Here is a 25,767-nt window from a genome sequence, read left to right as displayed (position 1 = left end):
ACACTCCGCACACTCCGAATACCGCGCCGGATCGCCGTACTCACCGCGTCTGCCGCCCTCGCCGGCACGAGCGTCCTGCTCACGTCCCCCACCGCGCGTACGCCCCGGGCCGCGGCGCCGGCCCTCCGTGCGGCTGCCCGCCGTGCGCCCGCAGGGCCTCGGCCCCCGCGTCCCCCGCATCCCGAGCCTCCCGCGCCTTCGGAGCGACGCTGCGCACCGCCTTCCCGCCGAGCCGCTCGACCGGTTCCACGGACTGCGCGCATCCGGTGAGCGCGAGCGCGCCGGCCGCCAGCAGCCCGGCCGGCAGCCGGTGCGCACGCCTCACAGGTAGTCCTCCAGCCTGGCCACGGCGTACCCCTTGGCGGTGACCGTCTTCATGACCCGCCGGATCATGTCCGGCATGGTTCCCTTCCAGTCCTCCCGGCCGCGGAAGTGCGTGAGGATGATGTCGCCGGGATGCAGGTCCCGGTCCCACTCCCGCCACTCCATCCGGTCGGGGAACGCCTCGGCGGCCCACAGCGGCACGGCCTTCACGCCGCAGGCGCGGGCGGCGCGCAGGGTGTCGGCGTTGTAGTTGCCGTACGGCGGCCTGAAGAGCCGGGGCCGCTTGCCGAACCGCTTCTCGATGACGGCCTGCATGCCGCAGATCTCACGCTTCTGCTGGGCGTAGGTGAGGCCGGGCATGTAGGGGTGGCTGAGGGTGTGGTTGTGCAGGGCGACGCCGCGCGCCTGCATGCGCTCGAAGTAGCCGTAGTTCTCGCGCACCAGGTAGTCGCTGAGGAAAGCGCTGTAGGGGATGCCCAGCTCGGTCATCATCCGCAGCAGTTGCGGGTCCTTCTCCGCGCCGTCGTCCATCGTCAGGAAGACGACCCGCTCGTCGACCGGGACGGTGGTGAACACGGGCGGCAGCCCGCGCCCGGCCTCGAACCCCTTGCGCGTGGTGATCCTCGGCTTCACGGCGGGTGGCGGGGGCGCGACGAGCGGGGTCTGCGCGAGCCTCCACTTCCTGGCGGCGGCGACACGCACGGTCTGGGCGTGCCGCAGCCGCTCGGCGTACAGGGCGAGGGAGCCCGCGGGGCCCGCGCGGTGCCCCTGCTGCTGGCCGGGGGCCGGCGCGGCGGGCTGGGGAGGCTCGGTGGAGGGCGTGGCGCAGCCGGCGGCGACGAGGGAGGCGGCCAGCAGTACACCGAGCCCCGCCGCGTACCCCTTTCCGGCCCTCTTTACGTTTTGTCGTACTAGTCGCATGGCGCCGCATACTGCCAGCGCGCGTCCCCCGAGCCCGGCCGACACCCGCGCGAAGAGCCCGCCGTCCCCCGGGCGGCCGACGCCCCGCACGCCGGGGGCGTTCAGCCGTACACCGCGGCCACCCCCAGCGCGGCGAGCGTGAACCCGTCGCGCACCTCCCCGCTCCGGATCCCGTCGGCCAGCTCCTCCCGCGACCACCAGCGGGCGGCCGCGACCTCGCCGTCACCACTGCCACCGCCGTCCAGTACGGCGTCGGCGGGGACGGTCACCTCGACCACCGCCACCTCGCTCTCCAGCAGGCCGGAGTCGACGTCCACCGAGGCCAGCACCCTGGCCCCGCCACCCCGCAGACCGGTCTCCTCCGCGAGCTCGCGCAGCGCGTCGGCGGCCGGCTCGCTCTCCCCGAAGCCCCGGGGCAGCTCCCACATCCACCGTCCGACAGCGGGCCGCCACTGGCGGACCATCAGCGTGCAGCCGTCGCGCCGGGCCAGCACCACCACCCCGGTACGGCCCGCGCCGACCCGCACCCGGTGCAGTTCCATCGTCCGTCCGGCGGGCAGCCGGTACGTGTCGAGGAAGACCTCGCACCACCTGCCGTCCGGGTCGCCGTACACCCTGCGCGAGCCTGCGCGCTCCAGCTCACTGTCCACCGTCACCGCTCCTGGCCGCTGTCACTGTCCGCCGTCACCGCTCCTGGCCGCTGTCACCGTCCGGCCGGGCCCGCCGTCACCGTCGTCGGCAACTCCACCACATCGCACCGTCCCCGGTACGCGTCGAGCGAGCGCCTCCCCACCGCTCTCCCCCCGGCCAGCACCACCGCCACCACCATGGGAACCATGGTCCCCGCCATGCCCGACACGGCGTCGCCCAGCAGCCCCTCGCCCGCCACCAGGCTCGCCGCCGCGCCCAGACCGCCCGCCGCGGTCAGCTCCCCGGTCCGGCCGCCCACGGTCCGTACGGCCTGCTGGATCCGCGTCATCGGAACACCGCCCGCGGCCGGGCCGCCGCTTCCCGGGTCTTTCGTACGGCCGCCGAGCAGATCTCCTATCTCCTGCAACGCGGCCGGATCACGCGCCTCCCACCAGCGGCCGAGCGCGTCGGCCGCGTCGTCGGCGAACCGCTGCCAGTCCTCGCCGGGCATCAGGCCCAGCCGCCGCTCGAAGCCCGTCGGAAACGTCACCAGCGGCATCTCCCCGGTGAGCGCCGCCGCCTCCCGCCTGCGCACCCCGCGCCGGGGCGCGGCCAGCGCCAGCATGCAGCGCTCGCCCGCCGCGATGGCCCGGTAGTAGGTCTCGTCGAAGGACTCCCGCAGCAGCTCGGCGTCGTCGCGTTCGGCCCGGTCCGCGGCCCTGGACAACGGTTCGATCCGGTCGTACAGCAGGCTGCGGTTGGGCATCCCGCCCACGTCGAGCGCACCGCCGGTCCACGCCTCCAGCACCCCCCGGCCCGCATCGCTGCGCAGTTCCCGGGGCGCGGGCGGCGGCTGCACGGCGTACGCGGTGGCGTAGTCCGCCGGGGCCAGATCGCGCACCTCCAGCAGCCCGCGCCCGGCGGCTTCCAGCCAGTCGCGCCAGCGGGCGACGAGGCGCAGCCGCAGCGCGGGGTCCAGCTCGCCGGTCGCGCGCAGCAGCCGGTCCACGGCGTCCACCGGCCCGTCGGCGCCGGGAGCCGCGACGCCGCCGCCCGCCTCCGCCAGCCGGTGCTGGAGCCGGCGGCACCGCTCGCCGCTCAGCGGGAGCGAGGACAGCAGGAAGCCGCGCGAGAGCATGGCGAGCAGCTGGGCGCCCAGGTCCGCGTCCCGGGAATTGACCCGCACGGGCAGCATCGCGCCGCCGCCGACCGCCCGTAACGCCAGCTCGTCCAGGAGCTCGGCCGGGCGCAGCACGGCGAACGCGGCGCCGTCCAGCAGCTGGGTGTACGTCAGGAAGACCACGCCGCCCTGGATCACCTCCCAGCGCAGCCGCCCCAGCAGCTCCACCCGGCTCTCCGCCGTGGCCCGCTCCTGCGGCACCCCGTCCGTGCCGTACGCACCGAGCAGCGCGCGCTGGCGCACGCTGTCCCACCCCGAGCTGAGTACCGCGTCCACGGATCCCCCCGATCTCCGCCTGCCCCACGACACCTCGACAGTACGTCCCGCCACCGACAGGGAGAATGGTGTGCGTGGATCCCGACTCCTTCTCCGCCCTGCTCACCGACGAGGGCCAGTTCCTGCTCACCGCGCTCCGCGACCACGACCCCGCCCAGGAGCTGGCCACCGCCACCCGGCTGCGCCGCGACCACCCCGCCGCGCTGGTCTCGGCGGCGCTGGGGCAGGCACGGCTGCGGCAGCGGGCGGTGGCGAAGTTCGGCGCCGAGGACGCGTACCGGATGTTCTTCACCCCCAACGGCGTCGAGCAGGCCACCCGCGCGTCCGTGGCGGCGTACCGCGCCGGACGCTTCGCCGCGCTCGGCGTACGGAGCGTGGCCGATCTGTGCTGCGGTATCGGAGGCGACGCGATCGCGCTGGCCCGCGCCGGGATCCGCGTCCTGGCCGTCGACCGCGACCCGCTGACGGCCGAGGTGGCCCGCGCGAACGCCGAGGCGCTCGGCCTCTCCGGCCTCGTCGAGGTCCGCTGCGCCGACGTCACGGACATCGACACGTCCCCGTACGACGCGGTCTTCGTCGACCCGGCCCGGCGCGGCGGCCGCGGCCGGATCTTCGACCCGGAGGCGTACTCGCCGCCCCTGTCCTGGGCGATCGAGGCGGCCCGTACGTCCGCGCACGCCGCACTCAAGATCGCGCCGGGCGTCCCGCACGAGGCGGTCCCGGACGACGCCGAGGCGGAGTGGATCTCGGACGGCGGCGACGTGAAGGAGGCGGTGCTCTGGTTCGGCACCGCGCCCGGCACCGTCCGCGCCACGCTGCTCCCCGGCCCGCGCACCCTGGCCGGCACCGGGCTGCCGGACCCGGAGCCCGGCGAGGTCGGCCGCTACCTCTACGAGCCGGACGGCGCCGTCGTCCGCTCGCACCTGGTGGCGGAGGTCGCGGAGCAGGTCGGCGGACGTCTGATCGACGAGACGATCGCGTACATCACGGCGGACGAGCTCCGCCCCACGCCGTACGCCACCGCCTACGAGATCACCGACCGGATCCCCTTCGGCCTGAAGAAGCTGAAGGCGCTGCTGCGGGAGCGGGAGGTCGGCGTACTGACCGTGAAGAAGCGCGGCTCGGCGGTCGAGCCGGAGGAACTGCGCCGCAGGATGAAGCTGTCGGGGCCGAACTCCGCCACGGTCTTCCTCACGCGCGTCGCGGGCGCCCCGACCGTGCTGATCGGCCACCCTGCGCCGTAGCCGGGCGCCGGGCCCTCCGGACGGGCCGCTCCGCGCCGCGGCGGCCGTTCAGCTCTTCACGCCACCCGCCGCGCCCACCCGCACCGCCCACCGGTAGTGCCCCACCGCCTTCGCCGCGCCGATCAGTCCGGCCACCCACAGGATGAATCCGAGCCCGAAGAAGAAGACCGCGTCCGTGTACGTCTCGGTGCCCGGCCGCGCCGTCACCGCGAACCCGAACGACGACCACAGGCCGAGCCCGCACACCACCAGCGACGAAAGCAGCCACGCGAGGCTGAGCCCGGGAACGCGCCACCGCGTGGCCGGGAAGCCGTGCTCGCGTCCCACCGCGGCCCAGCCCACCAGCAGCTGACGGATCGTACGGTCGCGGCGCACGCCCATCCCGAGGAAGATCCAGCACGCCACGACGCCCCCGAGCCCGATCGCGCCGAAAACCGCGGCGAAGAAGGCGGTCAGCGGGTCGCCCGGCCCCTCGAACGCGTTGAGGGCCGCCCCGACCGTCCCCCACCCGAGCGCGGCGCCGCCCACCAGCAGCCAGAACCGCACCAGCCGTCCGGGACCGAGACCGCGTGCGGTCAGCTCGTCCATGGCCCGCGCCCGGTCGGCGCGCATCGCCCCGGGGCCGGGCCAGGCCCGCAGGTGCTCGGGCGGCGGGGGCGGAGGAAGCGGCGTACGGCGAGACATGCGCACGACACTACCCAGTGGCCGGCAGGCCGGATCAGGCCCCTTCGACCGACTCGAAGCGCCAGCGGTGGACCGCCCGCGTGATCAACTCACCGTCGGGCTCCGGCAGTTCGGGCAGCTCCGCGTCGTACGCCGCCTCCCACCACGTCATGACGAGCACGCGGTCCTGCGGCGCCCGCAGGACCTCCCTGCGCACCGGCTCGCCCGCCAGGGCCCGGACCTGCGTCCGGGCCCACTCCAGCAGCTCCCCGCCCCGGCCCTCGACGGCACGGGCCTCCCACATCAGCGCGACGGTCATGAGTAGAGGTTGTCCTTGCTGATCTCGTGCACGTGGTCGTGGTCGTGCCCGTGGTCATGAGCGGCACCCGGTACGTGCGGCTCGGTGACCGGCAGCGAGGAGTCCGCCGACAGGTCCCAGTCCGACGCCGCCCGGCCCCGCGCCACCATCTCCGCGCCGAGCGCCGCGACCATCGCCCCGTTGTCCGTGCACAGCCCCGGCCGCGGCACGCGCAGCCGGATGCCGGCCCGTTCGCACCGCTCGGCCGCCAGCGCCCGCAGCCGCGAGTTGGCGGCCACGCCGCCGCCGATCATCAGGTGGTCGACGCCCTCGTCCTTGCAGGCCCGGACCGCCTTGCGGGTCAGTACGTCGACGACCGCCTCCTGGAAGGACGCCGCCACGTCCCGCACCGGCACGTCCTCGCCCGCGCTGCGCTTGGCCTCGATCCAGCGGGCGACGGACGTCTTGAGCCCCGAGAAGGAGAAGTCGTACGGCGCGTCGCGCGGTCCGGTCAGCCCGCGCGGGAAGGCGATCGCCTTCGGGTCGCCCTCCCTCGCGAGGCGGTCGATGACGGGACCGCCGGGGAAGCCCAGGTCCAGCACGCGCGCGATCTTGTCGAAGGCCTCGCCCGCCGCGTCGTCGATGGTCGCGCCCATCGGCCGTACGTCGCTCGTGATGTCGGGGGCCAGCAGCAGCGACGAGTGGCCGCCGCTCACCAGCAGCGCCATCGTGGGTTCGGGCAGCGGCCCGTGCTCCAGCTGGTCGACACAGATGTGCGAGGCCAGGTGGTTCACGCCGTACAGCGGCTTGCCCAGCGCGTACGCGTAGGCCTTCGCCGCGGACACCCCCACCAGCAGCGCGCCCGCCAGCCCGGGTCCGGCCGTCACCGCGATGCCGTCCAGGTCGGAGGCGGCGACCCCGGCCTCCTTCAGCGCGCGCCCGATCGTCGGAACCATCGCCTCCAGGTGCGCGCGCGAGGCGACCTCGGGCACCACACCGCCGAAGCGGGCGTGTTCGTCGACGCTCGACGCGATGGCGTCGGCGAGCAGGGTCGTACCGCGCACGATCCCGACGCCGGTCTCGTCGCAGGAGGTCTCGATGCCGAGGACGAGCGGTTCGTCAGCCATGGTGAATCTCGGTTTCTCGTACGGAATTCGCAGGGTTTGCCGGGTCGGTCGTCGTCGTCAGCCGCATCACGAGCGCGTCGACGTTGCCGGGCTGGTAGTAGCCGCGCCGGAAGCCGATCGGCTCGAAGCCGAAGCGCTCGTACAGCTTCTGCGCGCGCGTGTTGTCGACGCGCACTTCGAGGAGCACCTCGGCGCACTCGAAGGCGCTCGCGTACCCCAGCAGGTCGGTGAGCAGCCGGGACCCGAGCCCGGTCCCCCACTGGTCCTTCGAGACGGCGATGGTCTGTACGTCGCCGAGCCCCCCGGCGGCGGCGAGCCCGGCGTACCCGACGATCCGGCCCGCCTCCTCGGCCACCACGTAGCGGCGGGTGGCCCGCGGCCCGCGCGCGTGGGCGAGCTCGGACCAGAACATCCCCGGCGACCAGGCGTCCTCGGGGAACAGCTCGCGCTCCAGACCGAGCACCGGCTCGATGTCCCACCAGCGCATTTCCCTCAGGCCCGCGGTCACTTCGGCGTGACCACCTTGTAGTTCTTCGGGACCTGCGCGTCGGGCCGGCGCAGGTACAGCGGAAGCGGCGCCAGGAACGCCTCCGGCTCCCCCGCCGCGAGCTTCTCGGCGGCCAGCGAGGCCAGCGCGCCCGCCGACTGGTGTTCGGGGCCGCGCGCGTCCGGGAAGGCCCCGGGGTAGAGCAGCGCGCCCGAGCCGACCACCGGCAGGCCCGCGAGTTCCTCCGCGATGTCGGCGGGGCGGTCGACGGCGGGCTCGGAGACCCGCGTACGGGCATCGGCGTACCGCGCCCAGTAGACCTCCTTGCGGCGCGCGTCGGTGGCCACCGCGAAGGGGCCGGTGAGCCCCGAGGCGTACGCGAGACCGTCCAGGGTGCACAGCCCGTGGACCGGCACTCCGAGCACGAGGCCGAAGGTCTCGGCCGTCGCGAGACCGACCCGCAGGCCGGTGTACGGACCGGGGCCGACCCCCACGACCACTGCGGTGACGGCGTCGAGTTTCAGGCCGGCTTCGGCGAGCACCCGGTCGACGGTGGGCAGCAGCAGCTCCCCGTGCCGGCGTGCGTCGACCTGTCCGGCCTCGGCAATGACGGAATCACCGTCGTGGAGGGCGACGGTGACGGCTGGGGTGGCGGTATCAACGGCGAGCAAGAGCACACAAACAGCCTACGGCCCGCGTACCGGAGGCACGGCGTCCCCCGTCCCTCCCGGCCCCTGCTGCTACCGTCACCACACATACGCACGCGGCAGGAACATGAGGTGGAGCAAGGTGGCAAGGAGCAGCTCGGGATTCGTGGCCGGGCTCACCGCGGCAGCCGTGGCCGGGGTCGCCTTCCTCGCCTACCAGGCGTCGGCGAGCGCCCCGCCCCTCGCGCAGCTCGCCGAGCCCGGCTCCGGCAAGTCCCCCGCCGCGCACGCCACGCACCCGCCCAAGAAGAAGCCCGAGAAGAAGAAGGACGTGTTCGCGGTGCCCGCCAGGTCGGGCACGGGCCTGCGCGTCGTCTACGCGCTGGGCGACCGGCGGGTGTGGCTGGTGAACGAGCAGGGCAAGGCGACGCGGACCTTCGAGGTCATGCCGAGCACGGTCAGCCCGCCGCCCGGCACGTACGCGGTGACCTCGCGCTCGGGGAGCATCACCGGCTCGGACGGGGTGCAGATCGAGCACGTGGTCCGGTTCACCAACGTCGAGAACGTGGTGATCGGCTTCAGCGCCGCGGTCGACGGCTCCATGCCGAGCCCGGACCCGGCCGCGGGCAAGACCGGCGGCGTCCGCATGCAGCGCGCCGACGGCGACGCGATGTGGCGCTTCGCGACGGTCCGCGTGAAGGTCGTAGTGGTTCCGTAAATACGCTCGTAAGAGCTACGCGGCGTCGCGTCGCTCCGTGTGCTCGTGCTCCTCGGCGGGCGCCTCGCACTCCTGCGGCTCCCGCGGCGGCGTGGAGACCGCCGTGGCCGCCGCGCACGAGGCCAGCAGATCGCGCATGGACAGGGGCTGAGTCGCTTCGTGTTCTGAAGCCGGCATGGATGCCTCCTGTGGCTCCGGGGGCAGGCGTGGTTAGGTAGACCTAACCATGTCTCGGCATCCATGTGACCACGCCCGGCGCCACCGGCGCAACATCTTGCCGACGTCTTGTCGGAACGTACGGACGTCAGGCCCCCAGCGCGGCCAGGTCCTCCCCGGCCCACCGCTCGCCGACACCGCGCACCGTCACCTCGCGCACGTCGTCGTCGGCGTCCCCCACCGCCCGGTGGATGACCACGTGGAGCCGGTCGTCCGACAGCTCCTCGACCTTCCCGTCGCCCCACTCCACCACCACCACGGAGTCGGGCAGCGAGACGTCGAGATCGAGGTCCTCCATCTCGTCGAGCCCGCCGCCCAGCCGGTACGCGTCCACGTGCACCAGAGCGGGACCGCCGGTCAGCGAGGGGTGGACGCGGGCGATGACGAACGTCGGCGACGTCACGGCGCCGCGCACCCCGAGCCCTTCGCCGAGCCCGCGCGTCAGCGTCGTCTTGCCCGCGCCGAGTTCACCGGTGAGCATCACCAGATCGCCGGGGCGGAGCACTTTCGCGAGCCGGCGCCCCAGCTCCTGCATGAGAACGGGCGAGTGGACGGTGAGGACGGCGGTGACGTCAGCCGCCGGGCTGTGCGGTGCTTCCATACGTCCCAACGTTAGCGGCTGCCGGTACGGCGCCCACGCGGGCCAGCAGATCCGCGAGCCGGTCGGTGACCACCTCGGGGTGCTCCAGCATGACCAGGTGCCCGGCGTCCGGGACCATCACCAGCTCGGCGTCCGGCAGCAGGCGGGCGATGCCCTCGCTGTGCTCGCTGGGCGTCACCAGGTCCTTGTCGCCCGCCAGGACGAGCACCGGCACCTCGGCGAAGATCTCCAGCGCCTCCGCCTTGTCGTGGTCCGTGAACGCCGGGTAGAACGCGGCGACCACGTCGATCGGCGTCGCCTCGATCAGCCGCTCCGCGAACCGCGCGACCGCCGGGTCGACGTCCTTCGAGCCGAACGAGTACCGCTTGACGAGCCCGGCGAAGAGATCGGCCGTGGCGCGCCGGCCCCGCTCGACGATCTCCGCCTGCGAGCCGAGGGCGCGCAGCACACGCGGCAGGACACGGCGTACGGCGTTCACACCGGCCACCGGCAGCCCGAAATTGACCTCGCCGAGCTTCCCCGACGACGTACCGACGAAGACGGCGCCCACCACGCGCTCGCGGATCAGCTCGGGGAACTGGTCGGCCAGCGCCATCATCGTCATGCCGCCCATCGAGTGCCCCACCAGCACCAGCGGCCCCTTGGGCGCGGCAGCGTCGATGACGGCCTTGAGATCGCGTCCCAGCTGCTCGATGTCGATCGCGACACCCCGCTCCTGGGCCGCGCCGCGCGCCGAGCGCCCGTGACTGCGCTGGTCCCAGTGGACCGTACGCACCACACCGCGCAGCGCCGCCCGCTGGAAGTGCCACGAGTCCTGGCTCAGGCAGAAGCCATGGCTGAAGACGACGGTGACGGGGGCCGGGGTCCGGCGCCCGAAGAGCCGGCGCCGCCGCGGACCGCCGGCGTCGGCGTCCGCCTCCACCTCGTCCACCTCGAAGTAGATCTCGGTGCCGTCGTCCGCCACGGCCTGCCCCGGCATCCCGCGCAGGGCGCCGTACGGTCCGGCGGCGTCCAGTGCGAGCCGTGCCTTCCTGCGCATGCCGCGGCCGACGGTCATCCGCTCCAGGGCGACACCCGCGGCGGCGCCCGCCGCGACCACACCTACCGCGGTGCCGGCCAGGCCCGCCCGGCGCCAGTTGCCGACGGCGGCGGTCGCGGCCTCCGCGGCCACCTCCACCGCTCCCGGCGCGCTGCTCTCGCTCACGGTGGCGATCTCCTAGTTTTCGGGGTCCTCGTTCACATAGACACGGGGTACCCGCGATCCGATGCGCGTGACAATTTCGTATGCGATGGTGCCCGCGGCCTGCGCCCAGTCCTCGGCCGTCGGCTCACCCCGGTCGCCCGGACCGAACAGCACGGCCTCGGCGCCCGGCTCCACCACGTCGTGCCCCAGATCGACCACGAACTGGTCCATGGCGACCCGCCCGGCGACCCGGCGCCACTTGCCGCCGACCAGCACCGGTCCGCTGCCCGAGGCGTGGCGCGGGATCCCGTCGGCGTACCCGACGGGGATCAGCCCCAGCGTCGTCTCCTCACCGGTGACGTAGTGGTGCCCGTAACTGACGCCGTGCCCCTCCGGAACCCGCTTGACCAGCGCCACGGACGCCGCGAGGGTCATCACGGGCCGCAGCCCGAAGTCGGCGGGCGTGCCGAGCTCGGGGCTCGGCGAGACGCCGTACATGGCGATGCCGGTCCGTACGAGGTCGAAGTGCGCGTGGGGCAGGGTCAGCGTCGCCGGCGAGTTGGCGATGTGCCGCACCTCGGGCTCGGCCCCGGCCTTCTCGGCGTAGTCGACCAGATCCTGGAAAACGGCCAGCTGCGCGTCGATCGAGGGGTGCCCGGGCTCGTCCGCGCAGGCGAAGTGCGACCAGAGCCCGGTGATCCTGACGGCGTCCCGCGCCTCCAGGGCGTGGCGCACCAGCTCGGGCCAGTCGGCGGGCTGGCAGCCGTTGCGCCCGAGCCCGGTGTCGGCCTTGAGCTGTACGCGCGCCACGCGCCCCGCCGCACGCGCCGCCTCGACGACCTCCCGGAGCGCCCACATCCCGCTCACGGACACGTCGATGCCCGCCTCGACCGCCTCGCGCCAGGGCCCGCCCGGGGTCCACAGCCAGCACATCAGCGGCCCGTCGAACCCGGCGGCGCGCAGCGCCAGGGCCTCTTCGGGGGTCGCGGTCCCCAGCCAGGTCGCCCCGGCGTCGAGGGCGGCGCGCGCGCAGCGGACAGCGCCGTGCCCGTACGCGTCCGACTTCACCACGGCCATCAGCCGGGCGTTCGCCGCGCGAGCACGCAAAGCCCGCACATTGGCCCGCAGGGCCGCCAGATCGATCTCGGCGCGGGCTCGCATGGGGGTATGAGTCATCGCGGTCATCGCGCCAAGTGTCTCAGAGCCCTGCGACGGCCCGGATCCAACGCCGCCACCCCGGCCCGCCAGGAACGGCCGACGGCCCGGGGACTGCCCACCGGCACGAGGCAGCGGGCCGCGCAGGGGGTGGTGTCCGGGACGTGCTGTGCCTGCCCGGGAGCGACCCCCGGACCCCCGGCCGACGGCCCGGGGACTGCCCACCGGCACGAGGCAGCGGGCCGCGCAGGGGGTGGTGTCCGGGACGTAGAGCGTGATGTGTGCGCAGGACGCGGGCTTCGCACAAGGCACCGCACCGCGGCCAAATCATGCAGTCCCGAACGCCGCCCCCGGAGCGGCCCGCCCCCGCCCGGCCCCCGCGGCGCCGGCCACACCCCCGCCCGACCCCCGCCCCACGACCCCGCGCCAAGCCCCCGGCAGCGCGTCCGCCACATCCATCGCCCCCACGGGAGCCCCGTCCGCCGCCAGCCGCCCCGCCAGCCCGTGCACGTACGCCGCGACCGACCCCGCGTCCATCGCCCCGAGCCCCGCCGCCAGCAGCGCCCCCGCCAGCCCGGACAGCACGTCCCCGCTCCCCGCGGTGGCCAGCCAGGGCGTGCCCGTCGGATTCACCCGCACCGGCCGTGCCGCGAACCCCGCGCTCGTGCCGCCCGCCGGGGCCACCAGCGTCGTGGACCCCTTGAGCAGCACCGTCGCCCCATACAGCGCGGCCAGCTCCCGCGCCGCGACCAGCCGCCCCGCCTCCACCTCCTCCCGCGAGACCCCCAGCAGCGCCGCCGCCTCCCCCGCGTGCGGCGTCAGCAGTGTCGGCGCGTCCCGCTCCCGCACCATCTCCGGCTCCAGCGGCCGCAGCCCGTCGGCATCGACCAGCACCGGAACGTCCGACGCCAGCACGTCCTCCAGCGCCCCGCCGGCGTCCTCGCCCAGCCCCGGCCCCACCACCCACGCCTGCACCCGCCCCGCCTCCGACGGCGGCCCCGCGTGCACCAGCGCCTCCGGGAAGCGCGCGACGACCGCGCCGGCGCCCGGCCCGACGTACCGCACAGCCCCGGCCCCGCCCCGCAGCGCCCCGGCCACCGCGAGCACCGCCGCTCCCGGGTACCGCTCCGACCCCGCCACGACGCCGACCACCCCGCGCCGGTACTTGTCGCTCTCCGCGCCCGGAACCGGCAGCAGCGCGGCCACGTCCGCGTGCTGCAGCGCCTCGGCATCCGCCTCCACCGCTTCGAGGTCGAGCCCCAGCTCGACCAGCCGCACGGCCCCGACGTACTCCCGCGCGGGGTCGATCAGCAGCCCCGGCTTGTACGTGCCGAAGGTGACCGTCACATCGGCGCGCACGCACTCCCCCCGCACCTCCCCGCTGTCCGCCTCGACCCCGCTGGGCAGATCCACGGCGACGACCACCGCCCCGGAGTCCCGCGCCGCCCGCGCCAACGGCACAGCGGCGTCCCGCAGCCCGCCCCTCCCCCCGATCCCGGTGATCCCGTCGACCACGAGATCGGCACGCGCAAGAGCTCCAGCCGCATCACCGGCCGCCGCCACCGAGCCCCCGGCGCGCCGCAGCGCGGCCAGCCCGCCCTCGTGCGCCCGCCGCGCGTCCAGCAGCACGGCGGTGACCCCCGCCCCCCGCCGGGCCAGCCGCGCGCCCGCGTACAGCGCGTCGCCCCCGTTGTCGCCGCTGCCGACCAGCAGCACGACCCGCGTCCCGTACACCCGCCCCAGCAGCCCCGCGCACACCGCGGCGAGCCCGGCCGCGGCCCGCTGCATCAGCGCGCCCTCGGGGAGCCGGGCCATCAGCTCCCGCTCGGCGGTCCGTACGGTCTCCACGCCATAAGCAGCGCGCATCAGCGAAAACACCTCATCCTTCGGCGATGACAACGGCGGAAGCGACCCCCGCGTCGTGACTGAGCGAGACGTGCCAGGACCGGACCCCGAGCGCCTCCGCCCGCGCCAGCACCGTCCCGCTCACCCGCAGCCGCGGCTGCCCGCTCTCCTCGACGTACACCTCGGCGTCCGTCCAGTGCAGCCCGGCCGGCGCCCCCAGCGCCTTCGCGAGGGCCTCCTTGGCCGCGAACCGGGCGGCGAGCGAGGCGATGCCGCGCCGGTCCCCGCTCGGGAGATACAACTCGTTGTGCAGGAACAGCCGCTGGGCCATCTGCGGCGTACGTTCCAGGGACGCCCGGAACCGTTCGATCTCGGCGACGTCGATGCCCACCCCAATGATCACGAGCTCACTCCACCGTCACGGACTTGGCCAGGTTCCGGGGCTGGTCGACCTCATTGCCCCGCGCCGTGGCCAGCTCGCAGGCGAAGACCTGCAACGGCACCGTCGAGACCAGGGGCTGCAGGAGCGTCGGCGTGGCCGGGATCCGGATCAGGTGGTCGGCGTACGGGACGACCGCCTCGTCGCCCTCCTCCGCGATCACGATCGTCCGCGCCCCCCGCGCCCGGATCTCCTGGATGTTCGAAACGATCTTGTCGTGCAGCACCGACCGCCCCCGGGGCGACGGCACCACGACCACCACCGGGAGGTCGTCCTCGATCAGCGCGATGGGCCCGTGCTTCAGCTCGCCCGCCGCGAACCCCTCCGCATGCATGTACGCGAGCTCCTTCAGCTTGAGCGCACCCTCCAGGGCGACCGGGTACCCCACATGCCGCCCCAGGAACAGCACCGTCTTCTTCCCCGCCAGCGACCGGGCCAGCTCCCGCACCGGCTCCATCGTCTCCAGGACCCGCTCCACCTCGCCCGAGATCTCCGACAGCTCGCGCACCACGTCCCGGACCTCGTCCCCCCACTTGGCCCCGCGCACCTGCGCCAGGTAGAGCGCGACCAGATAGCAGGCGACCAGCTGCGTCAGGAACGCCTTGGTGGAAGCGACGGCGATCTCGGGCCCGGCATGCGTGTAGAGCACCGCGTCCGACTCCCGCGGAATGGTCGACCCGTTCGTGTTGCACACGGCGAGCACCTTCGCGCCCTGCTCCCGCGCGTGCCGCAGCGCCATCAGCGTGTCCATGGTCTCGCCGGACTGCGAGATCGCGATCACCAGCGTCCGGGCGTCGAGGATCGGGTCCCGGTACCGGAACTCGCTCGCCAGCTCGGTCTCACAGGGGATCCGCGTCCAGTGCTCGACGGCCAGCTTCGCGATCATCCCCGCGTGGAAAGCGGTCCCGCAGGCCACCACCACGACCTTGTCGACCTCCCGCAGCACGGAATCGGGGATCCGCAGCTCGTCCAGCCTCAGCGCCCCGCCCGCGTCGATCCGCCCCAGCAGCGTGTCGGCGACGGCCTTCGGCTGCTCGGCGATCTCCTTGAGCATGAAGTAGTCGTAACCGCCCTTCTCGGCGGCGGAGGCGTCCCAGTCGATGCGGTACGACCGCACCTCGCCGGGCGCGCCGTAGAAGTCCGTGACCGAGACCGAGACGCCGGCCGCGCCGCCGCCCTCGCCGTCCCGCCGCACCTCGACGACCTGGTCCTGTCCCAGCTCGATCGCCGACCGCGTGTGCGCGATGAAGGCGGCCACGTCGGACGCGAGGAAGGCCTCCCCCTCCCCCACACCCACCACCAGCGGCGAGTTGCGCCGCGCCCCCACCACCACGTCGGGCTCGTCCGCGTGCACGGCGACCAGCGTGAACGCCCCGTCGAGCTGCCGGCACACCAGCCGCATCGCCTCCGCGAGGTCCCCGCACGAGGAGAAGGACTCGGCGAGCAGGTGCGCCACGACCTCGGTGTCGGTCTCGGACTCCAGCTCGTGTCCGCGCTCGGCGAGCTCGGCCCGCAGACCGGCGAAGTTCTCGATGATCCCGTTGTGCACGACGGCCACGCGCCCCGCGTTGTCCAGATGCGGGTGCGCGTTGGCGTCGGTGGGCCCCCCGTGCGTGGCCCACCGGGTGTGTCCGATGCCCGTGGCCCCGGCCGGCAGCGGCCGCCCCACGAGCTCCTTCTCCAGGTTGACGAGCTTGCCGGCCTTCTTCGCCGCGGCCAGTCCACCGTCCGCGAGCACAGCCACACCTGACGAGTCGTAACCCCGGTATTCGAGCCGCTTCAGTCCCGCGATGACAACATCAAGCGCCGACTGCCCGCCGACGTACCCCACGATTCCGCACATGTCCGCACCCTACGGCCGACGCTCCACGTGACCGAGCACACCACCCACGACAGCTCCGCACCCCCGACAATGTTCATGTGATCACTTCGCCGCCACGGTCCACCCACCGCCGGGCAGACGCTTCGCCGTACCTGGACCTCACGCGGGCGGAGTGGAGCGCGCTGCGCGAGAAGACCCCGCTCCCCCTCACGGCGGAGGAACTCGAACGGCTCCGCGGCCTGGGCGACGTGATCGACCTCGACGAGGTGCGGGACGTCTACCTCCCCCTCTCCCGGCTGCTCAATCTCTACGTCCAGGCGACCTCGGGCCTGCGCGGCGCCCTCAACACCTTCCTCGGCGACGCGGGCAACGGCCACGGAGCCCAGCGCGGCACGCCCTTCGTCATAGGGGTCGCGGGCAGCGTCGCCGTGGGCAAGTCGACCGTCGCCCGTCTCCTCCAGGCGCTGCTGGCCCGCTGGCCGGAACACCCGCGCGTGGAGCTGCTGACCACCGACGGCTTCCTCTACCCGATGGAGGAGCTCAAGCGGCGCGGCCTCACGGCGCGCAAGGGCTTCCCCGAGTCGTACGACCGGCGCGCCCTGACCCGCTTCGTCGCCGACATCAAGGCCGGCAAGAACGAGGTCACCGCGCCCGTCTACTCCCACCTGATCTACGACATCGTGCCCGGCGAGCGCCTCACGGTCCGCCGCCCGGACATCCTGATCGTCGAGGGCCTGAACGTCCTCCAGCCGGCGCTGCCCGGCAAGGACGGCCGCACCCGGGTCGCCCTCGCCGACTACTTCGACTTCAGCGTGTACGTCGACGCGCGCGCCGAGGACATCGAGGCCTGGTACCTGGGCCGCTTCCGCAAGCTGCGCGAGACCGCGTTCCAGGACCCCTCCTCGTACTTCAGGAAGTACACCCAGGTCTCGGAGGAGGAAGCCCTCGACTACGCCCGTACGATGTGGCGGACCGTCAACAAGCCCAACCTGCTGGAGAACGTGGCGCCGACGCGCGGCCGTGCCACGCTGGTGGTGCGCAAGGGCCCCGACCACAAGGTCCAGCGCCTCTCGCTCCGCAAACTCTGAGGAGTACGTGCCGTGCTGCACCTTCGCCTGATCGTCCCCGCCGACCGCACCGACGAGGTCCTGTGCACAGTGGAGAAGACGGTCGGCGCGACGCACGTCGCCGTCGTCCCCGGCGCGGCCCGCAACCCGGCCGGCGACCTCATCCTCTGCGACGTGGCGCGCGAGGCGGGCGACGACCTCATCAGCGATCTGCGCACCCTCGGCATCGACGAATGCGGTTCGATCGCCGTGGAGAACATCGACCTGTCGCTCTCCACGCGCGCCGACCGGGCGGAGAAGGAGGCGCCGGGCGAGGCCGCGGACGCGGTGCTGTGGGAGCAGTTGTCGGAGGCGACCCACGAGGAGTCGACGCTCTCTGTCACCTACATCGCGTTCCTGTCGCTGGCCACGATGATCGCGGCCTGCGGTGTGCTGCTCGACAACGCGATCCTGATCGTGGGCGCGATGGCGGTGGGCCCGGAGTTCGGCCCGCTGGCCGGCTTCTGCACGGCGCTGGTGCGGCGCGCGCCGCGCCTGGCCTGGCGCTCGTTCGCCGCGCTGATCGTGGGGTTCGCGGCGGCGATGGCGGTGACGGTCGCGTTCAGCTTCTTCATGGACGCGACGGGCCTGTTCACCGACGACATGCTGCACGGCGACCGCCCCAACACGGGGTTCATCTACGCCCCCGACTGGTTCTCGTTCGTCGTCGCCGTACTGGCGGGCGCGGCCGGCATGCTCTCCCTCACGTCGGCCAAGTCCGGCGCCCTGGTCGGCGTCGCCATCTCGGTGACGACGGTCCCGGCCGCGGCCAACGCCGCCGTGGCGCTGAGCTACGGCGACGTGAAGCAGACCTGGGGCTCCACCGAGCAGCTCCTGCTCAACCTGCTCGGCATCGTCGTCGCCGGTACGCTCACGCTGCTCGCCCAGAAGTTCTTCTGGGCGAAGCAGCGCAAGCGCACCGCGCACGAGAACGCCTAGCCGAGCGCCGACTTCACCACATCGGCGAGCCGCCCGGCGACCGCCTTCGCCTGCTCGATGTCGGCCGCCTCGACCATGACCCGCACGAGCGGCTCGGTGCCCGAGGGCCGCAGCAGCACCCGCCCCGTGGCGCCCAGCTCCCGCTCGGCGTCGGTGACGGCGGCCGCCAGCTCGGCGGAGGTGGTGACGCGCGACTTGTCGACGTCGGGCACGTTGACGAGGATCTGCGGCAGCCGGCTCATGACCCCGGCGAGGTCCGCGAGCGTACGCCCGGTGGCGGCCACCCGCGCGGCCAGCATCAGCCCGGTCAGAGTGCCGTCGCCGGTGGTCGCGTGGTCCAGCACGATGACGTGCCCGGACTGCTCGCCGCCGAGCGCGTACCCCTCGGCCTTCATCGACTCCAGTACGTACCGGTCGCCGACGGCGGTCTGTACGAGCTCGATGCCCTCGCGCTCCATGGCCAGCTTGAAGCCGAGGTTCGACATGACGGTGCCGACGACGGTGTTCTTGCGCAGCTGTCCCGCCTCGCGCATGGCGAGCGCGAGCACGGCGAGGATCTGGTCCCCGTCGACCTCGTTGCCCAGCGCGTCCACGGCCAGGCACCGGTCGGCGTCGCCGTCGTGCGCGATGCCGAGATCGGCGCCGTGCTCGACGACGGCGGCCCGGAGCATCTCCAGGTGCGTGGAGCCGCACCCGTCGTTGATGTTGAGCCCGTCGGGGTCGGCACCGATGGTGACGATCTCGGCGCCGGCCCGGGCGAAGGCCTCGGGAGAGACGCGGGAGGCCGCCCCGTGCGCCTCGTCGAGGACGACCTTCACGCCGTCGAGGCGATTGGGCAGCACACCGATCAGGTGGGCGATGTACTGGTCGACACCCTTGGCGTAGTCGGAGACCCGGCCGACGCCCGCTCCGGTCGGCCGGGCCCACGGCTCACCGGCGCGGTGCTGCTCGTACACGTCCTCGATGCGGATCTCCAGCTCGTCGGCGAGCTTGTGCCCGCCGCGCGCGAAGAACTTGACACCGTTGTCCGGCATGGCGTTGTGGCTGGCCGAGAGCATGACACCGAGATCGGCGCCCAGCGCACCGGTGAGGTACGCCACCGCGGGGGTGGGCAGCACTCCCACCCGGAGCACGTCCACACCCGCACTCGCCAGGCCCGCCACGACGGCGGCCTCCAGGAACTCTCCCGACGCACGCGGATCACGACCGACCACGGCGGTCGGCCGATGCCCCTCGAAGGTGCCCGCCTCGGCGAGTACGTGCGCCGCCGCGACCGACAGGCCGAGCGCGAGCTCGGCCGTCAGATCCGCGTTGGCGACACCGCGCACGCCGTCAGTGCCGAAGAGTCGTCCCACTGGTGTCCTCCGAAATACTCCGAAAATGCAAGCTCTGGTGCGCTTTACGCCGTCATACACCCGACATACCGATAAACGAACGCCCCGACAGCACACAATGTGCCGCCGGGGCGAACGTCTGGAGCAGCCGAGCAGGCGGATTAGCGCTTGCTGTACTGCGGCGCCTTACGGGCCTTCTTGAGACCGGCCTTCTTGCGCTCGACCGCACGGTCGTCGCGGGAGAGGAAGCCGGCCTTCTTCAGGGTGGGACGGTTGTTGTCCACGTCCGCCTCGTTCAGCGCACGGGCGACACCGAGACGGAGCGCACCGGCCTGACCGGAGACGCCGCCACCCGCGATGCGGGCGATGACGTCGTAGCGGCCGTCGAGCTCGAGCACCTTGAAGGGCTCGTTGACTTCCTGCTGGTGAACCTTGTTCGGGAAGTAGTCCTCGAGCGTACGCCCGTTGATCTTCCACTTGCCGGTGCCCGGGACGATCCGGACGCGGGCGATGGCGTTCTTGCGGCGGCCCAGGCCGGCCGCGGGCTGCGGGTCACCGAAGCGGCCCGCGAGGGACTCGCTGGTGTACTCGCCCTCGACGGGAACCTCGGACTCGAAGGTGGTCACCTCGGCGAAGGTCTCTTCGGCCTCGGAACCCTCGACGGGCGTCTCTGCAGTGGTCTCGGCCACGATTCTCCTCAGATTTCTTTCGTTCTTAGGGGGGTGTGGCCGGAACTACTGCGCGACCTGGGTGATCTCGAACGGCACCGGCTGCTGAGCCGCGTGCGGGTGCTCGGGACCTGCGTAGACCTTCAGCTTCGAGAGCATCTGACGACCCAGGGTGTTCTTGGGGATCATGCCCTTGATGGCCTTCTCGACGGCCTTCTCGGGGCTCTTCGCCAGCAGCTCGTCGTAACGGACGGAGCGCAGACCACCCGGGAAGCCGGAGTGGCGGTACGCCATCTTCTGGGTCTTCTTGTTGCCGGAGAGGTGAACCTTCTCGGCGTTGACGATGATGACGAAGTCGCCCATGTCCATGTGGGGGGCGTAGATCGCCTTGTGCTTGCCCCGCAGGAGGTTGGCGGCAGTCGTCGCCAGACGGCCCAGGACGATGTCCTGCGCGTCGATGATGTGCCACTGGCGCGTGACATCGCCGGGCTTGGGGCTGTACGTACGCACGGTCGTAGCCTTCGCTTCTTCAGTGAGTGGGTCCTGACAAGGCCACTGGGACGATCACGACAGCCTTGGCGGCATCCGGGGACGCAACCCGTCTGCCTGCCGCTGGTCATCGGCCCGGTGGACCGGCGTAAGGGCCCCTCGCGTGAGAACGACCAAGCCAATACGCATAACGAACTGGAAGCCTACCCGCCCGCCCCCGTACGGGTCAAAACGGCCCGGCGGGCGCGCGCACCGGCCTCCCGCGCGGCGCGGTGCCCTACCGTGTCCGCTCCACCCGGCGCTCGTCCCACACCGGCTCCGCCGTCTCCCGCACGACACCGTCCGACCCGAAGACCAGGTACCGGTCGAAGGACTTCGCGAACCACCGGTCGTGCGTCACGGCGAGCACCGTCCCGTCGTACGCCTCCAGCCCCTCCTGCAACGCCTCCGCGGACTCCAGGTCGAGGTTGTCCGTCGGCTCGTCGAGCAGCAGGGCGGTCGTCCCCTGCAACTCCAGCATCAGGATCTGGAACCGCGCCTGCTGCCCGCCCGAGAGCTTCTCGAAGGGCTGGTCCCCCTGCCGCTCCAGCTCGTAGCGCCGCAGCACGGACATCGCCCCGCCCCGGTCCTTCGCGTGCTCCGTCCACAGGATGTCGACGAGCGTGCGCCCCAGCAGCTCCGGATGCGCGTGCGTCTGGGCGAAGTGCCCGGGCACCACCCGCGCGCCCAGCTTCCACGCCCCCTTGTGCGCCACGTCCTCGCCCGCCAGCAGCCGCAGGAAGTGCGACTTCCCGGATCCGTTCGACCCGAGTACGGCGACCCGCTCCCCGTAGTAGACCTCCAGTGAGAACGGCTTCATCAGGCCGGTGAGCTCCAGCCCCTCGCACGTCACCGCGCGCACACCCGTGCGCCCGCCCCGCAGCCGCATCCTGATGTCCTGCTCGCGCGGCGGCTCCGGCGGCGGCCCGGCCTCCTCGAACTTGCGCAGCCGCGTCTGCGCCGCCGCGTACCGCGACGCCAGCTCATGGCTGCTCGCCGCCGCGGCCCGCAGGTTCAGCACCAGCTTCTTGAGCTGCGCGTGCTTCTCGTCCCAGCGCCGCTTCAGCTCCTCGAAACGCGCGAACCGCTCCCGCCGCGCCTCGTGGAACGTCCCGAAGCCACCGCCGTGCACCCACACGTCCGACCCCGCGGGCCCCGGCTCCACCGCCACGATCTTCTCCGCGGCCCGGGCCAGCAGCTCCCGGTCGTGCGAGACGAACAGCACGGTCTTGCGGGTCTCCTTGAGCCGCTCCTCCAGCCACCGCTTCCCGGGTACGTCGAGATAGTTGTCCGGCTCGTCGAGCAGCAGCACCTCGTCGGGCCCCCGCAGCAGCGCCTCCAGCACGAGCCGCTTCTGCTCGCCCCCGCTGAGCGTCCGCACCTGGCGCCACTGCGCCTTCTCGTACGGCATTCCGAGCCCGGCCGTGGTGCACATGTCCCACAGCGTCTCCGCCTCGTACCCGCGCGCCTCCGCCCAGTCGCTCAGCGCCTGCGCGTACGCCATCTGCGCGGCCTCGTCGTCCCGCGTCAGGATCGCGTGCTCGGCGGCGTCCACCGCCGCGGCCGCCTCCCGGATACGCGGCTGCGCGACCGAGACCAGCAGGTCCCGTACGGTCCGCTCGTCCCGCACCGATCCCACGAACTGCGGCATCACACCCAGCCCGCCGCTGACCGTCACGGTCCCGCCGTGCGGCTGGATCTCGCCCGCGATCAGCCGCAGCAGCGTCGTCTTGCCGGCCCCGTTCGCGCCGACCAGCGCGACGACGGCCCCCTCCCCCACCCGGAACGAGGCGTCACCGAGCAGCACCCGCCCGTCCGGCAAGTAGTACTCGACGTGTGCGGCCTCAAGATGTCCCATGCTCCGCATTGTCGCCGCCGTCCGCCGCATCACCCAACCGGATTAGGATGCGCGGCATGAGCTTTGGGCAAGGGGGGCCCTCCTGGGGTGGCCCCGAGGGACAGCAGAACCCTCAGGATCCGTACGGAACGCAGTCGTCGGGGGACACGCCGGACTGGGCGGCGCTCGCCGACGCCTCCGCCGCGCGCGCCCGCCGCAAGCGGTGGCTGTACATCGGCGGCGGTGTGCTGGCGACCGCCGTGGTCGGCGCGATCGTGGCGACGGCGGTCGTCACGACGAACAAGAACAACGGCACCACCGGCTCCACGACCGGGCTGCCGACCGCGGAGACCCTGCCGACCGAGTCCGCCCAGCCCGGCCCCTCCTTCTCCTCCCAGGCGCCCCCGCCCCCGCCGAACCCCAGGGACTTCATCTCCAGCGCCAAGAAGGACACGGCGCCGCTCAGCGCCGACACCCTGTACCCCGGCAAGCGGCTGACGATGGGCGACCGCGCCTACGCCAAGGGCGCGACGAACCGCACCACCGGCTGCTCCGCCGCGGCCCAGGGCGCGCTGGGCTCCGTACTCGCGAACAACGGCTGCGACCAGGTCATCCGCGCGACGTACTCCAAGAACGGCGTGGCCGTCACCGTGGGCGTCGCGGTCTTCGAGACCGCCGCCCAGGCCGAGAAGGCCAAGGAGCAGGCGAGCGGCGGTCTCGCGTCCCTCCCCGGCGCCGGCGTCCCCACCTTCTGCCGGGGCGGCGTGTTCTGCCGCAAGACCACCAACGCCTACGGTCGCTACGCCTACTTCACCGTCGCCGGCTTCACCAACGGCAAGAACGTCACCACGTCCGACAAGGACGTCTACACGACCGGTGACGACATCGCCGAGTTCACGTTCCGCCAGATCCACCAGCGCGGAAGGGCCCAGGCGTCAGCAGCAGCCGCCGCCGGGCAGTGACCGCATGTTGCGGGCCTGACGGGCACGCGCCGCCAGCAGTTCGTCGGCCGGGTAGCCGACCTCCTCCAGGGTGAGGCCGTGCGGGCGTACGACATGGACGGAGGAGTCCCGTACGCCCGCCGCCAGCACCTTCCCCGGCCAGTCCGCGTCCCGGTGCCCGTCCCCGACGAACAGCATCGCGCCGACCAGCGAGCGCACCATGTTGTGGCAGAAGGCGTCGGCGCGCACGGTCGCGGTGATGACACCGTCCGCCCCGCGCTCCCAGCTGAGCTGCTGCAGGGTGCGGATGGTGGTCGCGCCCTCCCGCCTCTTGCAGTACGCCGCGAAATCGTGCTCCCCGACCAGCTTCCCGGCCGCCCGGTTCATGGCGTCCACATCCAACGGCCAGTCGTGCCACAGCACATGGCCGCGCAGCAGCGGGTCGACGCCGCCGGGGTTGTCCGTCACGCGGTACGCGTAGCGCCGCCAGACGGCCGCGAACCTGGCGTTGAACCCCGCGGGAGCCTCCGCGACCTTCCACACCCGCACATCGTGCGGCAGCCGTCCGGCGAGGCGCCGCAGCAGCTTGTCCCGGTGCTCGGCCCAGACGTCCTCGGGCAGGTCGACGTGCGCGACCTGCCCGCGCGCGTGCACGCCCGAGTCCGTACGCCCCGCGACCGTCAGGTCGTACGTCCCCGAGGACCGCGTCACGGTCCGCAGCGCGTTCTCGATCTCACCCTGGACCGTGCGCCGCTCGGACTGCTTCGCCCACCCGGAAAAGTCCTTCCCGTCGTACGAAAGATCCAGCCGCACCCGCACGAATCCCGGCGCCGCGCCCTCAATGTCCTCGCTCACCAGCGAATCCTCTCGATACAGCACACAACGGAACGGGCCCGCACCGCCCCGAAGGGTGATGCGGGCCCGCCCGGTGGAGTCGACGCGCTCAGGCGTCCTTGGACTCGCCCTCGGCGGCCTCGGCGGCCGGAGCGTCGTCCTGGGCAGCCTCGTCCTTCTTGGCTGCGTCTTCCTTGACCGCACGCTTCGTCGCGGCCTCGGCCTCACCGGTGGCCTGCTGGGCCACGGTCAGGGCCTCGACGAGCTCGATGACCGCCATCGGGGCGTTGTCGCCACGACGGTTGCCGATCTTCGTGATGCGGGTGTAACCACCGGGGCGGTTCTCGTACCGCGGAGCGATCTCGGTGAAGAGCGTGTGGACGACGCTCTTGTCCGTGATCGTCTGCAGCACCAGGCGACGGTTGTGGATGTCGCCCTTCTTCGCCTTGGTGACCAGACGCTCGGCGACGGGGCGCAGGCGGCGGGCCTTGGCCTCGGTCGTCGTGATGCGGCCGTGCTCGAACAGCGACTTCGCCAGGTTGGCGAGGAGCAGACGCTCGTGCGCGGCGCTGCCGCCCAGACGGGCACCCTTTGCGGGACGCGGCATGGTGTTTCTCCTAGTGTCTGCACCGGCCGTATCAGGTACCGGTGTCAGTTACCGACGAGCTAGTGCCCGCCGGAAGTGCTTAGTACTGCTCGGTCTCGACGAAACCGGCGTCCGCGTCGTCGTCGGCGCCGAAGGCGTCGGCGGCGGCGGTCGGGTCGAATCCGGGCGGGCTGTCCTTGAGGGCCAGGCCCATGCCGGCCAGCTTCGCCTTGACCTCGTCGATCGACTTCGCACCGAAGTTGCGGATGTCGAGCAGGTCGGCCTCGGAACGCGCCACGAGCTCACCCACGGAGTGGATGCCCTCGCGCTTGAGGCAGTTGTACGAACGAACGGTGAGCTCGAGCTCCTCGATCGGCAGCGCCAGATCGGCGGCGAGCGCGGCGTCCGTCGGGGACGGGCCCATGTCGATGCCCTCGGCGTCGATGTTGAGCTCGCGCGCCAGACCGAACAGCTCGACCAGGGTCTTGCCGGCGGACGCCATGGCGTCACGCGGGCGCATGGCCTGCTTGGTCTCGACGTCGACGATCAGCTTGTCGAAGTCGGTGCGCTGCTCGACACGGGTCGCCTCGACCTTGTACGTGACCTTGAGCACCGGCGAGTAGATGGAGTCGACCGGGATACGGCCGATCTCCTGGCCCACCTGCTTGTTCTGGACGGCGGAGACGTAGCCGCGACCGCGCTCGACGGTCAGCTCCATCTCCAGCTTGCCCTTGCCGTTGAGCGTGGCGAGCACCAGGTCGGGGTTGTGCACCTCGACACCGGCCGGCGGGGCGATGTCGGCGGCGGTGACCAGGCCCGGGCCCTGCTTGCGCAGGTACATCACGACGGGCTCGTCGTGCTCGCTGGAGACGACCAGCTGCTTGATGTTGAGGATGAGGTCGGTGACGTCCTCCTTGACACCCGGCACGGTGGTGAACTCGTGCAGGACGCCGTCGATCCGGATGCTGGTGACAGCGGCACCGGGGATCGAGGAGAGGAGCGTACGGCGAAGGGAGTTGCCGAGGGTGTAACCGAAGCCCGGCTCGAGGGGCTCGATCACGAACCGCGAGCGGTACTCGTCGACGACCTCTTCGGTCAGCGACGGACGCTGAGCGATAAGCATGAGAAATGCCTCCAGTCTTGGCACCCACTATTTGATGCCAACTACTACAAGGGTACGGGCGGCACGGCCCGGAAGGGCCGTGCCGCCCGAGTACA

The 25,767-nt window shown here is 72.7% G+C and carries 28 protein-coding genes; 5 read left to right on the top strand and 23 right to left on the bottom strand.

The window, feature by feature from the left end:
- Nucleotides 1–79: 79 nt before the first annotated feature.
- The 4 genes from ACWD0Y_RS07725 to ACWD0Y_RS07710 all read right to left on the bottom strand — a co-directional run bounded on the left by ACWD0Y_RS07725 (nt 80) and on the right by ACWD0Y_RS07710 (nt 3,331).
- Nucleotides 80–325 (bottom strand): hypothetical protein, encoded by a 246-nt coding sequence (locus tag ACWD0Y_RS07725; protein WP_450259490.1) that lies wholly within the window; start codon nt 323–325, stop codon nt 80–82.
- Nucleotides 322–1,245: a polysaccharide deacetylase family protein gene (locus ACWD0Y_RS07720; RefSeq protein WP_450259489.1), complete on the bottom strand. Its 924-nt coding sequence runs from the start codon at nt 1,243–1,245 to the stop codon at nt 322–324. The genes ACWD0Y_RS07725 and ACWD0Y_RS07720 overlap by 4 nt, the downstream gene beginning before the upstream one ends.
- Nucleotides 1,246–1,346: 101 nt before the next feature.
- Nucleotides 1,347–1,895 carry an NUDIX hydrolase gene (locus tag ACWD0Y_RS07715; protein WP_450259488.1) on the bottom strand — a complete coding sequence of 183 codons (549 nt, stop codon included), beginning with the start codon at nt 1,893–1,895 and terminating at the stop codon, nt 1,347–1,349.
- A gap of 53 nt (nt 1,896–1,948) precedes the next feature.
- Entirely contained in the window at nt 1,949–3,331 is a 1,383-nt protein-coding gene (locus tag ACWD0Y_RS07710; RefSeq protein ID WP_450259487.1) for a hypothetical protein, read from the bottom strand.
- Between the two features lie 65 nt (nt 3,332–3,396).
- Here ACWD0Y_RS07710 and ACWD0Y_RS07705 point away from each other — a divergent pair, with 65 nt between their 5' ends.
- Nucleotides 3,397–4,575, top strand: coding sequence for a THUMP-like domain-containing protein (locus ACWD0Y_RS07705; protein WP_450259486.1), 1,179 nt, complete (start codon nt 3,397–3,399; stop codon nt 4,573–4,575).
- 48 nt (nt 4,576–4,623) lie between these two features.
- Here ACWD0Y_RS07705 and ACWD0Y_RS07700 read toward each other — a convergent pair whose 3' ends face one another.
- The 5 genes from ACWD0Y_RS07700 to tsaB are packed head-to-tail and all read right to left on the bottom strand — an operon-like array spanning nt 4,624 to nt 7,827.
- Nucleotides 4,624–5,259: a hypothetical protein gene (locus ACWD0Y_RS07700; protein ID WP_450259485.1), complete on the bottom strand. Its 636-nt coding sequence runs from the start codon at nt 5,257–5,259 to the stop codon at nt 4,624–4,626.
- 34 nt (nt 5,260–5,293) lie between these two features.
- Complete coding sequence (locus ACWD0Y_RS07695; RefSeq protein WP_450259484.1) at nt 5,294–5,557, bottom strand: hypothetical protein; 264 nt, start codon at nt 5,555–5,557, stop codon at nt 5,294–5,296.
- Nucleotides 5,554–6,663 carry a tRNA (adenosine(37)-N6)-threonylcarbamoyltransferase complex transferase subunit TsaD gene (tsaD, locus tag ACWD0Y_RS07690; protein WP_450259483.1) on the bottom strand — a complete coding sequence of 370 codons (1,110 nt, stop codon included), beginning with the start codon at nt 6,661–6,663 and terminating at the stop codon, nt 5,554–5,556. Before tsaD ends, ACWD0Y_RS07695 begins: the two co-directional genes overlap by 4 nt.
- Nucleotides 6,656–7,150, bottom strand: coding sequence for a ribosomal protein S18-alanine N-acetyltransferase (gene rimI / locus ACWD0Y_RS07685; protein ID WP_450259493.1), 495 nt, complete (start codon nt 7,148–7,150; stop codon nt 6,656–6,658). Before rimI ends, tsaD begins: the two co-directional genes overlap by 8 nt.
- Nucleotides 7,151–7,167: 17 nt before the next feature.
- Complete coding sequence (gene tsaB, locus ACWD0Y_RS07680) at nt 7,168–7,827, bottom strand: tRNA (adenosine(37)-N6)-threonylcarbamoyltransferase complex dimerization subunit type 1 TsaB (RefSeq protein ID WP_450259482.1); 660 nt, start codon at nt 7,825–7,827, stop codon at nt 7,168–7,170.
- 97 nt (nt 7,828–7,924) lie between these two features.
- On the opposite strand from tsaB, the gene ACWD0Y_RS07675 reads away from it, so the two are divergent.
- Nucleotides 7,925–8,515, top strand: coding sequence for a hypothetical protein (locus tag ACWD0Y_RS07675; protein WP_450259481.1), 591 nt, complete (start codon nt 7,925–7,927; stop codon nt 8,513–8,515).
- A 15-nt stretch (nt 8,516–8,530) separates the two neighbouring features.
- Here ACWD0Y_RS07675 and ACWD0Y_RS07670 read toward each other — a convergent pair whose 3' ends face one another.
- The 7 genes from ACWD0Y_RS07670 to glmS form a co-directional block, all read right to left on the bottom strand.
- The gene (locus ACWD0Y_RS07670) at nt 8,531–8,692 is read right to left on the bottom strand and encodes a hypothetical protein (RefSeq protein ID WP_450259480.1); all 162 of its coding nucleotides are present in this window, start codon (nt 8,690–8,692) and stop codon (nt 8,531–8,533) included.
- 127 nt (nt 8,693–8,819) lie between these two features.
- A complete protein-coding gene (tsaE, locus tag ACWD0Y_RS07665; RefSeq protein WP_450259479.1) occupies nt 8,820–9,332 on the bottom strand; it encodes a tRNA (adenosine(37)-N6)-threonylcarbamoyltransferase complex ATPase subunit type 1 TsaE in 513 nt (170 codons plus the stop codon).
- Nucleotides 9,304–10,536 (bottom strand): alpha/beta fold hydrolase, encoded by a 1,233-nt coding sequence (locus ACWD0Y_RS07660; protein ID WP_450259478.1) that lies wholly within the window; start codon nt 10,534–10,536, stop codon nt 9,304–9,306. Before ACWD0Y_RS07660 ends, tsaE begins: the two co-directional genes overlap by 29 nt.
- Before the next feature lie 12 nt (nt 10,537–10,548).
- Entirely contained in the window at nt 10,549–11,691 is a 1,143-nt protein-coding gene (gene alr / locus ACWD0Y_RS07655; RefSeq protein WP_450259492.1) for an alanine racemase, read from the bottom strand.
- A gap of 306 nt (nt 11,692–11,997) precedes the next feature.
- On the bottom strand, nt 11,998–13,536 hold the full coding sequence (locus ACWD0Y_RS07650) for an NAD(P)H-hydrate dehydratase (RefSeq protein WP_450259477.1): 1,539 nt from the start codon (nt 13,534–13,536) through the stop codon (nt 11,998–12,000).
- Nucleotides 13,537–13,549: 13 nt separating this feature from the next.
- A complete protein-coding gene (locus tag ACWD0Y_RS07645; RefSeq protein WP_093799527.1) occupies nt 13,550–13,918 on the bottom strand; it encodes a holo-ACP synthase in 369 nt (122 codons plus the stop codon).
- Nucleotides 13,919–13,922: 4 nt separating this feature from the next.
- Nucleotides 13,923–15,797 carry a glutamine--fructose-6-phosphate transaminase (isomerizing) gene (gene glmS, locus ACWD0Y_RS07640; RefSeq protein WP_450259476.1) on the bottom strand — a complete coding sequence of 625 codons (1,875 nt, stop codon included), beginning with the start codon at nt 15,795–15,797 and terminating at the stop codon, nt 13,923–13,925.
- Between the two features lie 77 nt (nt 15,798–15,874).
- Here glmS and coaA point away from each other — a divergent pair, with 77 nt between their 5' ends.
- Entirely contained in the window at nt 15,875–16,864 is a 990-nt protein-coding gene (gene coaA, locus ACWD0Y_RS07635; RefSeq protein ID WP_450259475.1) for a type I pantothenate kinase, read from the top strand.
- A 12-nt stretch (nt 16,865–16,876) separates the two neighbouring features.
- Nucleotides 16,877–17,821 (top strand): DUF389 domain-containing protein, encoded by a 945-nt coding sequence (locus ACWD0Y_RS07630; protein WP_450259474.1) that lies wholly within the window; start codon nt 16,877–16,879, stop codon nt 17,819–17,821.
- On the opposite strand, the gene glmM is transcribed toward ACWD0Y_RS07630, so the two are convergent.
- The 4 genes from glmM to ACWD0Y_RS07610 form a co-directional block, all read right to left on the bottom strand.
- Nucleotides 17,818–19,176, bottom strand: a complete 1,359-nt coding sequence (gene glmM, locus ACWD0Y_RS07625; RefSeq protein ID WP_450259473.1) for a phosphoglucosamine mutase — start codon at nt 19,174–19,176, stop codon at nt 17,818–17,820. The two genes, ACWD0Y_RS07630 and glmM, sit on opposite strands and share 4 nt — an antisense overlap.
- A gap of 140 nt (nt 19,177–19,316) precedes the next feature.
- The gene (rpsI, locus tag ACWD0Y_RS07620; protein WP_093799532.1) at nt 19,317–19,844 is read right to left on the bottom strand and encodes a 30S ribosomal protein S9; all 528 of its coding nucleotides are present in this window, start codon (nt 19,842–19,844) and stop codon (nt 19,317–19,319) included.
- A gap of 45 nt (nt 19,845–19,889) precedes the next feature.
- Nucleotides 19,890–20,333 (bottom strand): 50S ribosomal protein L13, encoded by a 444-nt coding sequence (rplM, locus tag ACWD0Y_RS07615; protein ID WP_028812351.1) that lies wholly within the window; start codon nt 20,331–20,333, stop codon nt 19,890–19,892.
- A 256-nt stretch (nt 20,334–20,589) separates the two neighbouring features.
- Entirely contained in the window at nt 20,590–22,209 is a 1,620-nt protein-coding gene (locus ACWD0Y_RS07610) for an ABC-F family ATP-binding cassette domain-containing protein (protein WP_450259472.1), read from the bottom strand.
- Nucleotides 22,210–22,265: 56 nt separating this feature from the next.
- Between ACWD0Y_RS07610 and ACWD0Y_RS07605 the strand changes: the two genes are divergently transcribed.
- Nucleotides 22,266–23,150 carry a hypothetical protein gene (locus ACWD0Y_RS07605; RefSeq protein ID WP_450259471.1) on the top strand — a complete coding sequence of 295 codons (885 nt, stop codon included), beginning with the start codon at nt 22,266–22,268 and terminating at the stop codon, nt 23,148–23,150.
- Here the strand turns inward: ACWD0Y_RS07605 and truA are convergent.
- The 3 genes from truA to ACWD0Y_RS07590 all read right to left on the bottom strand — a co-directional run bounded on the left by truA (nt 23,124) and on the right by ACWD0Y_RS07590 (nt 25,672).
- On the bottom strand, nt 23,124–23,984 hold the full coding sequence (gene truA / locus ACWD0Y_RS07600) for a tRNA pseudouridine(38-40) synthase TruA (RefSeq protein ID WP_450259470.1): 861 nt from the start codon (nt 23,982–23,984) through the stop codon (nt 23,124–23,126). The genes ACWD0Y_RS07605 and truA overlap by 27 nt on opposite strands.
- Before the next feature lie 88 nt (nt 23,985–24,072).
- Nucleotides 24,073–24,570: a 50S ribosomal protein L17 gene (rplQ, locus tag ACWD0Y_RS07595; protein WP_028812355.1), complete on the bottom strand. Its 498-nt coding sequence runs from the start codon at nt 24,568–24,570 to the stop codon at nt 24,073–24,075.
- 79 nt (nt 24,571–24,649) lie between these two features.
- A complete protein-coding gene (locus tag ACWD0Y_RS07590) occupies nt 24,650–25,672 on the bottom strand; it encodes a DNA-directed RNA polymerase subunit alpha (protein ID WP_003956430.1) in 1,023 nt (340 codons plus the stop codon).
- Between the last annotated feature and the right edge of the window lie 95 nt (nt 25,673–25,767).

It is taken from the genome of Streptomyces altiplanensis (assembly GCF_053591575.1).
This window is presented reverse-complemented; position numbering and strand designations above follow the sequence as displayed.

Coding starts and splice junctions, on each gene's coding strand:
- ACWD0Y_RS07720 (WP_450259489.1), bottom strand. CDS start 1,245: ATGCGACTAGTACGACAAAACGTAAAGAGGGCCGGAAAGGGGTACGCG.
- ACWD0Y_RS07705 (WP_450259486.1), top strand. CDS start 3,397: ATGGTGTGCGTGGATCCCGACTCCTTCTCCGCCCTGCTCACCGACGAG.
- ACWD0Y_RS07700 (WP_450259485.1), bottom strand. CDS start 5,259: ATGTCTCGCCGTACGCCGCTTCCTCCGCCCCCGCCGCCCGAGCACCTG.
- ACWD0Y_RS07695 (WP_450259484.1), bottom strand. CDS start 5,557: ATGACCGTCGCGCTGATGTGGGAGGCCCGTGCCGTCGAGGGCCGGGGC.
- tsaD (WP_450259483.1), bottom strand. CDS start 6,663: ATGGCTGACGAACCGCTCGTCCTCGGCATCGAGACCTCCTGCGACGAG.
- rimI (WP_450259493.1), bottom strand. CDS start 7,150: ATGCGCTGGTGGGACATCGAGCCGGTGCTCGGTCTGGAGCGCGAGCTG.
- ACWD0Y_RS07675 (WP_450259481.1), top strand. CDS start 7,925: ATGAGGTGGAGCAAGGTGGCAAGGAGCAGCTCGGGATTCGTGGCCGGG.
- ACWD0Y_RS07670 (WP_450259480.1), bottom strand. CDS start 8,692: ATGCCGGCTTCAGAACACGAAGCGACTCAGCCCCTGTCCATGCGCGAT.
- tsaE (WP_450259479.1), bottom strand. CDS start 9,332: ATGGAAGCACCGCACAGCCCGGCGGCTGACGTCACCGCCGTCCTCACC.
- alr (WP_450259492.1), bottom strand. CDS start 11,691: ATGACTCATACCCCCATGCGAGCCCGCGCCGAGATCGATCTGGCGGCC.
- ACWD0Y_RS07650 (WP_450259477.1), bottom strand. CDS start 13,536: ATGCGCGCTGCTTATGGCGTGGAGACCGTACGGACCGCCGAGCGGGAG.
- glmS (WP_450259476.1), bottom strand. CDS start 15,797: ATGTGCGGAATCGTGGGGTACGTCGGCGGGCAGTCGGCGCTTGATGTT.
- ACWD0Y_RS07610 (WP_450259472.1), bottom strand. CDS start 22,209: ATGGGACATCTTGAGGCCGCACACGTCGAGTACTACTTGCCGGACGGG.
- ACWD0Y_RS07605 (WP_450259471.1), top strand. CDS start 22,266: ATGAGCTTTGGGCAAGGGGGGCCCTCCTGGGGTGGCCCCGAGGGACAG.
- rplQ (WP_028812355.1), bottom strand. CDS start 24,570: ATGCCGCGTCCCGCAAAGGGTGCCCGTCTGGGCGGCAGCGCCGCGCAC.
- ACWD0Y_RS07590 (WP_003956430.1), bottom strand. CDS start 25,672: ATGCTTATCGCTCAGCGTCCGTCGCTGACCGAAGAGGTCGTCGACGAG.